The organism is Anabaena sp. UHCC 0451, assembly GCF_034931405.1.
Lineage (GTDB): Bacteria > Cyanobacteriota > Cyanobacteriia > Cyanobacteriales > Nostocaceae > RDYJ01.
On the sequence record NZ_JAYGHA010000035.1, the window covers coordinates 46,312 to 60,684 of the forward strand.

The window sequence follows — 14,373 nt, forward strand, 5'->3', positions numbered from 1 at the left end:
TAAAATCTAAAATCGAGTCATGAATCAATTCTCTCAACACAATTCGCCTATTTTTCCAGGAAGTTGGCTTTATGCTTTTTGGAAGTTTTCCCGACCACATACAATTATTGGCACGACTTTAAGTGTATTAGGTTTATATTTGCTTACCCTTGGGGTAACTTCCACAAGTTTCTCCATAACTCATCTTAGTCAAATTTTAGGAACTTGGTTAGCTTGCATATCTGGCAATATTTATATTGTTGGTTTAAATCAGTTGGAAGATGTGGAAATTGATAAAATCAATAAACCTCATTTACCAATAGCTTCTGGAGAATTTACGCAGGAACAAGGCAAATTAATTGTTATTATTGCTGGTGTTTTAGCGTTAGTTACAGCTTGGCTAAATGGACCATTTTTGTTAGGGATGGTAGGGATAAGTTTAACTATTGGTACTGCTTATTCTTTACCACCCATTCGCTTGAAACAATTTCCCTTTTGGGCGGCTTTGTGTATTTTTTCGGTGCGGGGAACTATTGTAAATTTGGGGCTGTTTTTACATTTTAGTTGGTTGTTGCAAAGAAGCCAAGGTATACCTGCTGCTGTATGGGTTTTGACGGGGTTTATTTTGGTGTTTACATTTGCGATCGCTATTTTTAAAGATATCCCCGATCTGGAGGGAGATAAGCTTTATAATATTACCACTTTTACTTTACAACTAGGACAACAAGCAGTATTTAATCTTGCTCTTTGGGTATTAACTGTTTGCTACATGGGGATGATTTTTATCGGAGTTTTACGCATAGCTGAAGTAAATCCTATCTTTTTGTTTATTACCCATATTATACCTTTGATTTTAATGTGGCGAGAAAGTAGAAAAGTAGACTTACAAGATCAAAGCGCAATTTCACAATTTTATCAGTTTATTTGGAAACTGTTTTTTATCGAATATATCATTTTTCCTATCGCTTGTATTTTAGCTTAAACTCATGTTAGAAACTTCACCAACAGCTAATATTTTCGCCATTTTGTTAGTAATAACTGGGATCGGATTCCTCATTTATTTTGCTGTCAAAACATTGATCACCTCAAATCTATTTCAAAAAGGAATTACCCTATTTCAAGCTAAGGAATATGCAGGTGCAGAAGCGGCTTTTCGTCAAGTAATTGCCATTAATTCTACTAATGATGTAGTACGGTTATTATTAGGCGATCTTTTAAACCAGCAAGGTAAAACAGAGGAAGCAAAAGAGCTATTTAACTATGTTATTACTCGCAGTTCCAAAAATGCAGATGCTTATGTAAGATTAGCAAATATTTTACTCCTACAAAACAATCAACAAGAAGCAGTAAAAAATCTACAAACAGCAAAAGATTTATTTCAAAAACAACGCCAACCTCAAAAAGCAGAAACAATAACTAAGATTCTCAAAGATATAGGGAACAGGTGACTGGGGACTGGGGACTGGGGACTGGGGAAGCAGGGGAGGTTAATAACCCAAAGACTAATGACTAATGACTAATGACTAATGACTAATGACTAATGACTAATGACTAATAAGAAAGTTTACCTTGTTGGTGCAGGACCTGGAGACGTAGGATATTTAACAGTTAAAGCCTATCGTCTTTTAGCATCTGCTCAAGTTTTAGTTTACGATGCTTTAGTAGATAATGAATTGTTAGATTGTGTTCCAGTAGACTGTTTAAAATTAGATGTTGGTAAACGTGGTGGTAAACCCAGCACTCCCCAAGTGGAAATTAACAATTTATTGGTGAAGTATTGCCAGGAAGGTAAGCAAGTTGTTAGACTAAAATCAGGTGATCCCTTTATTTTTGGACGTTGTATTTCTGAAATTGCAGCTTTAAAAACGGCGGGTTGTGAATTTGAAGTCATACCAGGAATATCTTCAGCTTTAGCAGCACCTTTATTAGCAGGAATACCTCTGACAGATGTTGTTCTCAGTCGGTGTTTTGCAGTGTTGACAGCACACGAACCAGATGTTTTAGACTGGGAAGCATTATCAAGATTAGAAACTTTAGTAATTTTGATGGGGGGTAAAAATCTAGCAGAGATTGTCCATCAAATGCTAAGATATGGAAAATCTCAGTCTACACCCATAGCTATCATCCGTTGGGCTGGAACTCCCAGTCAAGAAGTATGGACAGGTGAACTAGATAATATTTTAGAAAAAATAATGGGTTTATCTCTTTCACCTGCTGTAATTGTTATTGGCGAAGTTGTAAAATTAAGGAATTTCTTATAAAAATATGATCCCCATACTCATATTTCAACTTCTTAAAAATTAGCGTTTATTATTTTATTATTATATGACTATCTCCCCATCCACCTATCCCCTCTCAGGTAAAACCATTTTAGTTACCCGTTCAGTTGGACAGTCCAGCCAATTTAGCGATCGCCTGACCGCAGAAGGTGCTACAGTAATTGAACTACCAGCTTTAGAAATTTGTCCTCCTTCCAGTTGGAGAGCTTTAGACCAGGAAATATCTAAGTTATCTACTTTCGACTGGTTAATTTTCACTTCCACTAACGCCGTAGAATATTTTTTTAACAGACTCCAGACCAAAGGAAAAGATAAAAGTGTCTTAGCTAAGGTAAAAATTGCCGTTGTTGGCAAAAAAACAGCCGAAAGTCTGAAAAAACAGAATATCCAACCTGATTTTATTCCTCCCCACTTTATTGCTGACTCTTTAGTTATCAACTTTCCTGAAAACTTAGCCGATAAAAAAATTTTATTTCCCAGAGTTGAAAGCGGAGGAAGACAGCTTTTAGTCAAAGAATTAACTTCCCAAGGTGCTGAAGTCATCGAAGTTGCTGCTTATGAATCTCGTTGTCCTCAAAGTATCCCCCCAGCGGCAGAAATAGCTCTGCAAAATCACACTTTAGATTTAATTACCTTTGCAAGTTCTAAAACAGTACAATTTTTCTGTCTATTAACAGCAAATAAATTTCCAGAAGGAATCACACATTACTTAGATAAAACTTACATTGCTTCCATTGGTCCCCAAACTTCTAAAACTTGTTTTGATTTATTTGGTCGTGTCGATTTAGAAGCAGAAGAATACACTGCGGAAGGCTTACTAAAAGCAATTCTTCAATGGGCAAATAGGTGATTGGTGATTGGGGACTGGGGACTGGGGACTGGGGACTGGGAAGAAAATTTTTCCTAATAACTCATAACTCATAACTCATGACTAATAACAAATAACAAATGACTAATGACTAATGACTAATGACTAATGACTAATAACAAATAACAAATGACCAAACGTTTAATCGGTTTAACTGGGGGTATAGCTACAGGTAAAAGTACAGTTGCTAATTATTTAGCGAGTGCTTACAATTTACCGATTTTAGATGCAGATATTTATGCTAGAGATGCGGTATCTATCAACTCACCAATTCTCGCACAAATTGCCGAACGTTATGGTAAAGAAGAAATTTTACTACCAGATAGAAATTTAAATCGTGCTAAGTTGGGAGAAATTATTTTTAATCAACATGAAGAACGTCAATGGGTAGAAAATGTAATTCATCCTTATGTAAGAAATTGTTTTTTAAAAACTATTAATGAATCATCTGTAAATACTTTAGTTTTAGTTATTCCTTTATTATTTGAAGCTGGTTTAGAAAATTTAGTGAGTGAAATTTGGGTTGTATCTTGTTCCGCAGAACAACAAAAACAAAGATTAATCCAGCGGAATAATTTAACTCATGAACAAGCTGCAAATAGAATTAATAGTCAATTACCAATATCAGAAAAAATTGCCCGTGCGGATGTGATTTTAGATAATTCCTCAACCTTAGAATCACTTTTACAACAGGTAGATGAGGTGATAAAAAGAATTTAGAATTTAGAATTTAGAATTTAGAATTAAGTTTTGCAACGGGGGATTTTACCCCGACGCAAAACCCGATTACCAATTATTCAACTTTCTCCCCCCACAACTACATCCCGAATTCGCAAACTCGGTCCACCACAACCCACAGGTAAACCATTTTGTCCACCTTTACCACAACCACCAGATTCATCCCAGTAAAAATCATCACCTATGGCTTCAATATCTGTTAGAGTTTGGAACACGTTGCCAGAAAGTGTAACATCTTTTACAGGTTCAGCTATTTTGCCATTTCTAATCATCCAAGCTTCACCGGCGCTAAAGGTGAACATTTCCCCGTTTGTCATCCCACCTAACCAGTTACGTGCATATACACCTTCTTTAATACCTGTGAATAAATCTGCTACTGGTGTTTTACCACGTTCAATCCAGGTATTTGTCATCCGTACAATGGGCGAAAAGTGGTAATCGAGACAACGGGCATTTCCTGTAGGTACTTCTCCTAATTTCCCCGCAGTTTCACGAGAATGTAAACGTCCAACTAAAACACCATCTTTAATTAATTGCGTAGTTGTACCAGGTGTGCCTTCATCATCGTAAAAATAACTACCACGATGACCTTGAGGCGCAGCACCATCAAAAATTTGCAGTTCTTGGGGACCAAAACGCCTTCCCAGGGTCATAACTTCCAGCAAATCAGGGTTTTCATAGGCCATATCTGCTTCGGAAAGATGCCCAAAAGCCTCATGAACGAATAAACCGCTAAGTATTGGATCAATGACTACGGTATAAGTGTTACCTTTAACTGGTGGTAAAGATAAGGCTGTGACGGCTCTTTCAGCAGCACTTTTAACTTGAGTATCTAAATTTACTAAATCTTCGTAAGCTTTGCGTGAACCTATGGTTTCTCTCCCAGTTTGTACGGTGTCGCCATTTCTTGCTGTGGCTGCAAAACGCATTTCCATATCTACCCAAGATTGTTCAATTAGCGTTCCTTCTGAGGTAGCAATAATTACTCTTTGATTGCTATCACCATAGCGAACTGAGGTAGTAGTGATGCGGGAATCAACGCTTTTTAATAATTCAGTATAGCGATCGCACAATTCTTTTTTCTGCTTTAGGGAAACAGTACGCGGATCAATGCCTGTCAGGGGTAAATTACATATCGCTTGAACAGACTCAATGGGTGCGAGGATGGTTTCTTCATCTCCAACTATCCTTGCAGCTATAATTGCTTCTTCTATTCGTTCTTTAATAGTAGCTAACTGGTTAAAACTACTTAAACCCCAGCCACCTTTATAACAAGCACGAACATGACCGCCAATAGAGATACCTTCGCTGAGGGTTTCTACCTTGTCACCACGTAACAATATATCTGTTTCCTCCGCTTCTTCTAAGCGAATCATCAAATAATCCACGCGGGAGGAATAGCGGGATATCAATTCAGAGAGTAAATTTTGTACGTCAGCAAGTAAGTTTGGCATTCTTGATTAGTGATCATGACGAACTGTATTTATTGTGCAACTATTTAGGTCTATTTTGCTATCCATTCAAAAACATATAGGAATTCTATTTGATTTTAACTAAAGGTATTGACAAATATATAAGTTTTTGATATCCATAATGTAATTTTAAAAATACGTCTGTACATATACAGGAAACTTTAAATTTTTATAACTGGGATTTACAGAACTGAAAATTTTTATAGACGTTGACAAGAAACCCGAACAGCATATTTATAGAATTCCTTTATTTTGGTTAATAATTATCACCTTTGTTTTTCTGAATCATAAACCTATTTGGTATCACTATATAATTTTAATTTCCCTACCTCTAATATGGTTAAGTGCTTATGGAATTAGAGAAATTTTGCTAAAAATTCGTCAAAATAATCATACTAATAATATTTTCAAACTTCAACAAATTCAAATTTCTAAATTTGCTATTTTTACCATCTTTTTTACCTTATTAGTAATTCCTATTAAACTAGGTGTAGTTCAATGGGAAAATTATAATTTTGTCCAAAAATCTCAAATTAAATTTGCCAACTTAGAAAGAATTCTCATCTATAAAAACCAAAGCAAATGGTTATTTACAGATATAGGAATGTATGGTTTTTATAGTCAAATTAATATTCCTCCAGAAATAATCGTTATCTCTAGAAAAAGATTAAGTTCTGGAACTTATTGATTCAGAATTTTTATTCAAGGTTTTAGAAAAATATCAACCAGAGCAAATTTTGATTAATAGATTTACCCATATTTTTGATTTAATCAAACCTTATGTAGACAAGAACTATCAAGAAATTTATGTAGATGAATCTACAAAACATTACCTTCGGAATAATATCAAAAAAATCAATTAACTGTTTATAATCTATTCAAAAACATATTTCTCAGCTACTTTCCAATAACGGGAAAATCGCTTTAAATCAATAAAGCCATCATATTTGAAAAACGGTTCTGTGACAAATATTTCCAACTCTAAAGATTCTTCAATTTGATGACAAATCTCTTCAAAGCGCGGACTGGGACTATCTGTGGTGACAACTAAATTAGCATCATGTTCTTTGGCAAACTTGATAATTTCTTCTGCCACATTTCCCCGCCGAATTTCTACAGGTAATTCTAGTAAACATTCATAAATAAAAGTTAGGCGTTTTAAACTAATTTGCCATTCTGCTATTAAAGCATCATCCCAAACCCAGATAGCTGGACTGTGAGGATATTCTTGTAAACTTGAGTTTTGGGGATTTAAAGAATCTCCAGTTATCCAAATAATTGATTTATTCATATTGGTAATTTAATTTTTTGGCGTTTGTAATTTTGCTATAAGATCCCCGACTTCTAAGATCAATTTATCATTTATGGACACAATAAACAAAAGAAGTCGGGGATCTGGGTAGTAACGCCAAAAATGCCATGTCTGGTGTTGACATGGCAAGGGTCTAATTATATTTGTGCTTAATAAATATATGCGTTAGATTGCGGTTTGCTTGCGTTTGCGGAGTGAGGTAACACCAAAAGCACCTAAGCCTAAGATACCGATGAGAGAAGCTGGTTCGGGAACAGCAGTAGGTGTGATTTCCGCCTTCAGTTTTTCGTCAATGGCTTTACCAAAGGTAGTAAAGTCACTAGCAGTTTTGAGGAATGCTGGTGTTCCATCTGCATTAACACCACCAATAACGTTATTTTGATAGAAGTTTGCCAGTCCAGACTCACCAAGAATGACGATACCGTTAATAGCATCAACACCAGCAGCTAAAGCATTATTTCTGGCAGTAGCTGTGTTAGCACCATCATTTCGAGCGCCATCACCGGATACGTCGATGACTAGATAAGTACCATCAAAGTCATTAGTGAAGAACTTAGGATAGGCGAAATTGATTGCTGAACCAGGAGCAGTTAGATTACCAAAAGGACGCGCTGCTGTATTAATACTGTTAGCAAAAGCTTGGGAACTAGCTGCGCTATCAATCAAAGTCCAACCAACAGTTTCTTGTTGCTGATTGCTACTAGACCAGTAGATGTAATTAACCGCAATTTTGCCGTATTTTCCTTTAGAAATGAAGTCGTCAAAAAGGGTAGAACTTGCGAAAGCATCGACATAGCCCTGCTTTTGCAGGTTAAATTCGTTAGTATCTATACTTCCAGATACGTCAACGAGCAAGGAAAGTTCCAAATCAACAGGAGTCAGGGAAGCCGCATTGGCAGTTGTGGAAATAGCTACAACTGACAAACCACAAGTTAATGCTGCAAGTGTTCCACGGAACAGGTTAGAAATTTTCATGTTGGCTCTCATTTTCAGATTTAAATTGTAAGGTTTGATTAAAGTAGTTCTTATGGATACGTAAATTTCACCAGAACAAAATTCCTCAGTGTGTGTAAGTAAGGTTGCTAATTAAGCATAAATTAAGTTCAGGTAGTACCACATAAGAAAATAATTGCTCTAGTGAGTTTAATGAGGCTTTTTGTCACCTTTAGTCATACCCGAATACTAATATAGCTTTGTAATGCCTGTAAACCCTCTTTGAGCAACTTCACAGAAAGTTTACTATTAAAACAAGCTAATCATACTGACAGCAACCGCCAAAACACTTACGTACTCAAGTGTACAACCTATTATTTACCTACAGATCAAAGAGATTGATATTTAAAGAAATGATGAAGTTAATGTAAATTAAATTTTAAGTAAGTCGGCTCAAAAAAACCAAGGTATGTAACAAAATGTAAAATCCCTGAAAGTCTCTTCCCTCTTGCCTCTTGCCTCTTGCCTTGCCATAACGACAATTTTCAACGCCTACCTACTTAAAGGATTAAAGGAGAGTCATTCAAAAGTTGTTGATTTTTGTGGTTTTCTAGTCAAAATCCGCTCTATCACCTAAAATAAGAGTATGTAGCTTCATTTTTACTGCTTATGAACTTCTCGTCAGCACGACAGTATTTTTACCAAGAGATTCAACAACCTGACGAGTCTATAAACTTGGCCAGGGCAGCTTTATATATTGCCCAGGAAGAATATCCCGACCTTGACCCGGAAGAATACCTAAACGCCCTGGATACAATGGCAGTAGAGTTAGAGGAACGCTTACCAGTTTCCCGCTATCCGCTACGGATTATTCAAAATATTAACCAGTATTTATACGAAGAATTAGGATTTAGTGGTAATAAAATAGATTATTATGATCCATGTAATAGCTTTTTCAATGATGTCATAGAACGCAGAACGGGGATTCCCATTACTTTGGCTTTAGTTTATATGGAGGTAGCAAAACGTATTGATTTCCCGATGGTAGGGGTGGGAATGCCTGGACATTTCCTTATTCGTCCAGATATTGCAGATATAGAGATTTTTGTGGATGCTTTCAATGGTGGTGAGGTGATGTTTCCTCAAGACTGCCAGGAACGGCTATCACAAATTTATCAGCAGTCGGTAATTTTACAACCAGAATATTTAGCAGTTGTCAGCAAGCGGCAGTTTTTGGCGCGGATGTTGACAAATTTAAAGTATATTTACTTACAACGACAGGAATTAGAAAAAACTCTATCTGTGGTAGAACGAATTTTGCTATTGTTTCCAGGTGTCAGTTTAGAACTTAGAGACAGAGGTTTGCTTTATTATCAACTTGGTTATTTTAGCCAAGCTGTAGAGGACTTACAAATTTATCTGGTTCAGGTTCCCGACGCTGAAGATGCAGATGTAATTCGGCAATTATTGGGTAAGTTAGATAATTCATAATGTTTTTCTGTATAAGAGTATTAATGTTACTATTTTAGATTTAAGTAAATTTACGCTTGTTATATTTTCTCTATCAAAAGTAGGATGTGGCGTTATAACTTTTTGTTATCTAAGCCATTATGAAATCTATTCTGCAAACCTACGTAGAGAAAGAAATATGGTTACTAATACGAGACAAATGGTATTTTGCGACAATTATCGGGGTTGTAGATGATTTGTTGTGGTTTAAACACAGAACTCACAATAAAGAGACAGAAGAAGATACTTTGTGGGAAATGGTTGTTAAAATCAGTGAAGTCATTGCCATTGATAAAGTTGTATCTGTGATGAGTAGAAAACCAGATGTATTTATGTCAAGGTTATTGGAAGCAGATAACACCATACATAATAATCAACAGGAACATGAAAAATAGTTAGCTAATTATGCAAGGAGTTAGGAGTCAGGAGTCAGTGAACAATAAACAGTGATAACTGATAACTGATACAACCTGGTTTATTGGTTACTGGATAAATCATTGCGAGGTGTGATAGTTTTGGTGAATTTTTTCCAAAGCGATCGCACCACTTTTTTTTGTTGGATTGTGTGTAAAATAATAAAAGCCAAAAATGTATATGCTAACCAAAAATGTAGACTTCTGCCTATTTCCACCATTGCCGAATTTTGGGGAAACATATCAGGTAAAAGAATGCCAAAGAATTTAACATTATTACTTTTATAAGAGTTGGAAAGCAAGAAACCGGCGATAGGAACAGCCCACATAAAGATATATAAACTGGTATGTAGGGCGACGGTTTTTATCCATTCAGAAGTAAATTTAGGAAATTTTTTTGTATATTTACGCCACCAAACACGTAACAATACGAAAATTCGCCAAGTAAGTACAGCCATCACTAAAATAGCCATTGATTTATGAAAATCATACAGGTAAGGACGAATAAAAACTTCATCCTGTAACCTGGACATCAATGTTCCAGTCACAAATAGGATTAAATAACCAATTGACATCCACCAATGGATAGACATTAGGTGCTTAAATGCAGAATTTTGTCTAGGTTTAGAGGGTGTATTGACTAAAGACATATCTTATGATTGGTTTTTATCTATGATTGTGAGCAATTGTAAATTTAGTTTAGCAACGATTTAAGTTATACGCTTGTATTTTTGGGTTAAGGTAGATTTAAGGAAGTGGATAATCTCACCAGCTAGATACATAAAATATGCTACACAGTTTTATACTCCAAGAAAATACAATTCACAGCTTTCAGGAAAGGATAGAATTTCTGGAAAGATGCCTGAATAATGCTAACCCGCAAGATGAAATATTTGCAGAAATAATTGAGTTAGAGAATAGTGGGCTTATATCTCTTAATAAACTTATAGAGGAAGTGAAAAAGCTACAGTACAAAATTAATAAAGTTCTTCAATTTATTAAGGTGTTAAAAGAAAAAGTACAACTGGATCAATTATCAGTTTTACTTGTTGTTAGATACAATTTTCTGCTTAAAGAAATTTTAGAACAATGCTGTGAGTTTAGTTTTATCGAACATAGTAAAGGAGTTTTTATGGACATGATTGTGTCTACTCTAGAGGTATATCAGGAAATTAAGAAGAAAGCTTCTTATGTAACCTATTCGCAGCATGAAATATACATTCTTACAGAAACAAGAAAACACGTAATACAATCAATCATTAAGGCTAGTGTACAATTTAAAGTATGTACTGAAGATTTTTTTAAATCACTAGAATTGGAAGATGATATCACACCTAAAGAATCAGAAGCTATGCTGATTTCTTTAGCATCTACCAAAAAATGGGATTATGTGTATAGAAAACTGGCATAATCCGAAATTCATTAATAAAGAAGATGTATTAAGTATACATAAAAAACAGATTAACTTATATGGTGGATCAGAAGGTATCCGCGATGAAGGTTTATTAGACTCTGCGATTTATCAACCTCAAGCAAGTTTTGGAGGTGAATTATTACATCCAACAATTTATGAACAAGCAGCAACGTATTTATTTCACATTTGTAAAAATCATGCTTTTATAGATGGTAATAAACGCACTGCTTTTGATGTGATGGTGACGTTTTTGAATTTGAATGATTATGAATTGAATTTGACACCAGAGGAAGCATATCAATTAACAATGCAAGTTGCTGATAATAAAGTGAGTAAGGAAGATTTAATAGAAATATTGAGAGATTGTATTATAGAATTATTTTAAAAGATAATTTTTGATAAGATTGTAATACCCATAAACCTTGAAAATTAGAACGTAAAAAATCTACTTGAGGTTTTTACATCAAAAAAAACATATTACTTAAAGGCTAAGAGTAGTTAAATGAACACAGTCACCTTAAACCTAGATCCAATTATTCGCCTTACAGATGAACAATTTTACCAACTCTGCATGGCCAATAAAGATGTAAGCTTAGAACTAAATGCAGAAGGAGAGTTAATTATTGTGCCACCAGTAGGAGGAGAAAGCGGCCGTAGTGAATCTGACTTAAATTTTAAAGTCAGTCTGTGGAATTACCAAACAAAACTAGGAATAGTGTTTAGTTCCTCAACAATATTCCGACTTCCCAATGGTGCAAAACGTTCACCTGATGTTGCTTGGATAAAATTAGAACGCTGGGAAGCATTAACAGAAGAAGAACGAAAGAAATTTCCCCCACTTACACCAGACTTTATCATTGAACTGAGATCAGAAACCGACAGATTGAAAACTCTGCAAGAAAAGATGCAGGAATATATAGATAATGGTTTGCGTTTAGGTTTGTTAATTAACCTACAAGATAAAGAAGTAGAAATTTATAGAATTGGAAAACCTGTAGAAATTGTCCAACTTCCTGCTGTAATTTCTGGAGAAGATGTTTTACCAGGATTTGAATTACAAATTTGAACCCCACATTAAAGCCACCTGATTATTAGATAAAACATTTTGTTGGGTTGCGCGTTGCTTAACCCAACCTACATTTTCACTAAATATTGTTCAGGAGTAATGTAAACATCGTGATTAGCGATCATATATTTGATATTTTTGGTTAATATTTTTGAATTTAATTATAGATAGCAGTTTTATTGCCACTATTGTAAAAATGCGTATTTTTAAGTAAACCTACTTAATTTAAAGATTATTTCCTAGAAAATACTGAACATAAAAAACAATAAAAAACTTTTTTGATTATGCGGAATATAAATTTTTCTTGTGTAGTTATCATCTAACAATCTTGTAGTAACAATGTAAAAATGGTGAGTTTTGATATGAGTAACTTAGATCAAGACTATGAAATGAAGTGCAAACATTTTATTTTTTTGAAGGAAAAGTACCAAGCTAATAACTATGAAGATAATTCTCCTCATAGTTTGTTATATCTAATTTTACGAAAAACTGATTTAGGATTAGAAATTAGTGAATCAGAATTAAATTGGTTAGCAGAAAATAAACTAACACAAGTAATTAATTTGATTTCTATGCAGAAGTATAGAAAGGGGGAACTAAAAAGATTAGAAGCTGAATTTTCTCAATTGAAAGAAAAGTATAATATTAATAGAACCTGGGAATCATCATCAAGTAGTTTTCTCTATCCTATTCTATGGAAATTAGACACACAAGGAGATTTAGATAGTCAAGATATTCAATTACTGAGAGATCATAATTTGTCACAGTTGATAGCGATATTACAAGATATCAAAAATTTCGCTGCTTTAAAAGAAAAGTACCAAGCTACTGGATATCCAGATTTATTACCTGATAAAATATTGTATCCAATTCTGAAAAAATTAGATAAATTTCAACCTTTGGATAATTCTGAAGATGAATGGTTGTGGGAAAATGACCTCTTGGAAACTATAGAAGTTTCTGAACAGCAAAAGTCAGAGAGACAAGCAAAATTTAATCAGTTAAAAGAAAAGTACCAAGCTACTGAACATCTTGATGTTTCAACCTCTAGTAGATTATGTGAAATATTACAAAAACTAGAGGATAACAGAAAGCTAAACTATTTAGATGAAGATTGGTTAAGCCAAAAAGGATTAACAGAGACGTTAGCAATAGCTAAAAAACTGGAACAGGAAAGGGAATTTACCACATTAAAAGTAAAATACAAAGCCGAAAAATATCCAGATACATCGGTGAACAGTGAACTATATGTGATTCTGAGAAAAATCGAATCTGGAGAAAACTTGAGTGATAGTGATTTACAATTTCTAGCAGATAAAGAATTGATAGATACTTTAGCGATCGCCAATGAAAAATATGCTATCAGTTTACAAAAAAAAGCAGCACTAGGTAATTTTCTGGAAGATGCAGAAATTACCTGGTTATCCAATCATGGATATGAGAATATTATCACCTTCGCCGAACAAAAACACTTTGCATCACTCAAAAGAAAGTATCAAATAATAAATCCTAACCTACCAATAGATCCATTTTATGGCATAATGCTGAAATTGGAGAGAAAAGAAAGATTAGAGTCTCTTTTAGTAATTAAGCTAATAGAAAAAGGTATGTTGTCTCGTGATGGTGAAATTGCTAGAACTCATTACAGACAAGAAGCTGAATTTTTTGAAAAAGAATATCAACGTACAGGAAATAAATGGAATATACCCACAGCTAGTAAGTTTTGGCGGAAAGCAAATGAAATTGAACAGGCTTTAAAGATTACAAATCTCGATCTTGGTCGAATCCGGGAAAATAGATTAAAATCAGCAATTTTAGTAACTAGAGGTGCTGCATTTAGAGATGATGATCAACTAGATAACGCTGAAAAATGTGCAAAACAAGCAATGGAATATCAACCAGACACTCATCAACCATATACATTAATGGGCGCTATTTGTTATGATAGATATGAATATCCAGAAGGTGATTACTGGTTTGAAAAAGCTGTTGAATTTGGTGCTGAAATTAAAGATATAGACGCAGAAATTAAGCAAGTAATCAGGAATGAAAAAGATGAAGATAAGCGACATCAAGCAGCAGAATATCTATTGAATAAAGATGCACAACGCTATGCTTGGGCTAACAATTATCTGAGATAATCAAAAGGTAAGAAGTAAGTAAAATAGAATTTTCTTCAATATTGGTTGGGTTGCACTTCGTTTAACCCAACCTACGATTATAATTTTAATTTTCTAAAATCCCTTTTTCTAACCTAACTTCTAAACATTCCCTAATAGCTTCTTGAATGTTTTCCTGTGCTTCTGCTTCAGTTATTCCTTGACTGACACAACCAGGAATAGAGGGACATTCAGCAATAAACATCCCATCTTCATCTTGAAACATAGTAA

15 protein-coding genes and 1 pseudogene are annotated in these 14,373 nt (G+C 34.5%); 11 read left to right on the forward strand and 5 right to left on the reverse strand.

The genetic code is table 11. The annotated features are described in order from the left end of the window. Positions 1-19 precede the first annotated feature (19 nt). The 4 genes and pseudogenes from VB694_RS21270 (at position 20) to coaE (ending at position 3,846) form a co-directional block, all read left to right on the forward strand. Positions 20-961, forward strand: a complete 942-nt coding sequence (locus VB694_RS21270) for a homogentisate phytyltransferase (RefSeq protein WP_323362328.1) — start codon at positions 20-22, stop codon at positions 959-961. A 4-nt stretch (positions 962-965) separates the two neighbouring features. Continuing rightward, positions 966-1,427 carry a tetratricopeptide repeat protein gene (locus VB694_RS21275; RefSeq protein ID WP_323362329.1) on the forward strand — a complete coding sequence of 154 codons (462 nt, stop codon included), beginning with the start codon at positions 966-968 and terminating at the stop codon, positions 1,425-1,427. A 99-nt stretch (positions 1,428-1,526) separates the two neighbouring features. Beyond that, positions 1,527-3,108 (forward strand): annotated as a pseudogene (gene cobA, locus VB694_RS25355) (uroporphyrinogen-III C-methyltransferase). A 147-nt stretch (positions 3,109-3,255) separates the two neighbouring features. Further along, positions 3,256-3,846, forward strand: coding sequence for a dephospho-CoA kinase (coaE, locus tag VB694_RS21290; RefSeq protein ID WP_323362332.1), 591 nt, complete (start codon positions 3,256-3,258; stop codon positions 3,844-3,846). A 77-nt stretch (positions 3,847-3,923) separates the two neighbouring features. Here the strand turns inward: coaE and VB694_RS21295 are convergent, their stop codons facing one another. After that, positions 3,924-5,318, reverse strand: coding sequence for a TldD/PmbA family protein (locus VB694_RS21295; RefSeq protein ID WP_323362333.1), 1,395 nt, complete (start codon positions 5,316-5,318; stop codon positions 3,924-3,926). A gap of 385 nt (positions 5,319-5,703) precedes the next feature. On the opposite strand from VB694_RS21295, the gene VB694_RS21300 reads away from it, so the two are divergent. Continuing rightward, entirely contained in the window at positions 5,704-6,024 is a 321-nt protein-coding gene (locus tag VB694_RS21300) for a hypothetical protein (protein ID WP_323362334.1), read from the forward strand. A 186-nt stretch (positions 6,025-6,210) separates the two neighbouring features. Here the strand turns inward: VB694_RS21300 and VB694_RS21305 are convergent, their stop codons facing one another. Continuing rightward, on the reverse strand, positions 6,211-6,627 hold the full coding sequence (locus VB694_RS21305; protein WP_323362335.1) for a hypothetical protein: 417 nt from the start codon (positions 6,625-6,627) through the stop codon (positions 6,211-6,213). A 186-nt stretch (positions 6,628-6,813) separates the two neighbouring features. Continuing rightward, entirely contained in the window at positions 6,814-7,623 is an 810-nt protein-coding gene (locus VB694_RS21310; protein ID WP_323362336.1) for a DUF1194 domain-containing protein, read from the reverse strand. Between the two features lie 627 nt (positions 7,624-8,250). Between VB694_RS21310 and VB694_RS21315 the strand changes: the two genes are divergently transcribed. Both VB694_RS21315 and VB694_RS21320 read left to right on the forward strand, forming a co-directional pair. Beyond that, positions 8,251-9,072, forward strand: coding sequence for a SirB1 family protein (locus VB694_RS21315; protein WP_323362337.1), 822 nt, complete (start codon positions 8,251-8,253; stop codon positions 9,070-9,072). Between the two features lie 119 nt (positions 9,073-9,191). Further along, on the forward strand, positions 9,192-9,485 hold the full coding sequence (locus VB694_RS21320) for a hypothetical protein (RefSeq protein WP_323362338.1): 294 nt from the start codon (positions 9,192-9,194) through the stop codon (positions 9,483-9,485). Positions 9,486-9,565: 80 nt separating this feature from the next. On the opposite strand, the gene VB694_RS21325 is transcribed toward VB694_RS21320, so the two are convergent. Then, positions 9,566-10,153, reverse strand: a complete 588-nt coding sequence (locus VB694_RS21325; RefSeq protein ID WP_323362339.1) for a cytochrome b — start codon at positions 10,151-10,153, stop codon at positions 9,566-9,568. Positions 10,154-10,290: 137 nt separating this feature from the next. Here VB694_RS21325 and VB694_RS21330 point away from each other — a divergent pair, with 137 nt between their 5' ends. The 4 genes from VB694_RS21330 to VB694_RS21345 all read left to right on the forward strand — a co-directional run bounded on the left by VB694_RS21330 (position 10,291) and on the right by VB694_RS21345 (position 14,124). After that, positions 10,291-10,914, forward strand: a complete 624-nt coding sequence (locus VB694_RS21330) for a hypothetical protein (protein ID WP_323362340.1) — start codon at positions 10,291-10,293, stop codon at positions 10,912-10,914. Beyond that, entirely contained in the window at positions 10,892-11,302 is a 411-nt protein-coding gene (locus tag VB694_RS21335; RefSeq protein ID WP_323362341.1) for a type II toxin-antitoxin system death-on-curing family toxin, read from the forward strand. The genes VB694_RS21330 and VB694_RS21335 overlap by 23 nt, the downstream gene beginning before the upstream one ends. A gap of 117 nt (positions 11,303-11,419) precedes the next feature. After that, complete coding sequence (locus tag VB694_RS21340) at positions 11,420-11,983, forward strand: Uma2 family endonuclease (RefSeq protein ID WP_323362342.1); 564 nt, start codon at positions 11,420-11,422, stop codon at positions 11,981-11,983. Positions 11,984-12,345: 362 nt separating this feature from the next. Continuing rightward, positions 12,346-14,124, forward strand: a complete 1,779-nt coding sequence (locus VB694_RS21345; protein WP_323362343.1) for a hypothetical protein — start codon at positions 12,346-12,348, stop codon at positions 14,122-14,124. A gap of 85 nt (positions 14,125-14,209) precedes the next feature. Here the strand turns inward: VB694_RS21345 and VB694_RS21350 are convergent. Continuing rightward, on the reverse strand, positions 14,210-14,373 hold a 164-nt coding region (locus VB694_RS21350), incomplete at its 5' end, for a type II toxin-antitoxin system HicB family antitoxin (RefSeq protein WP_416233493.1).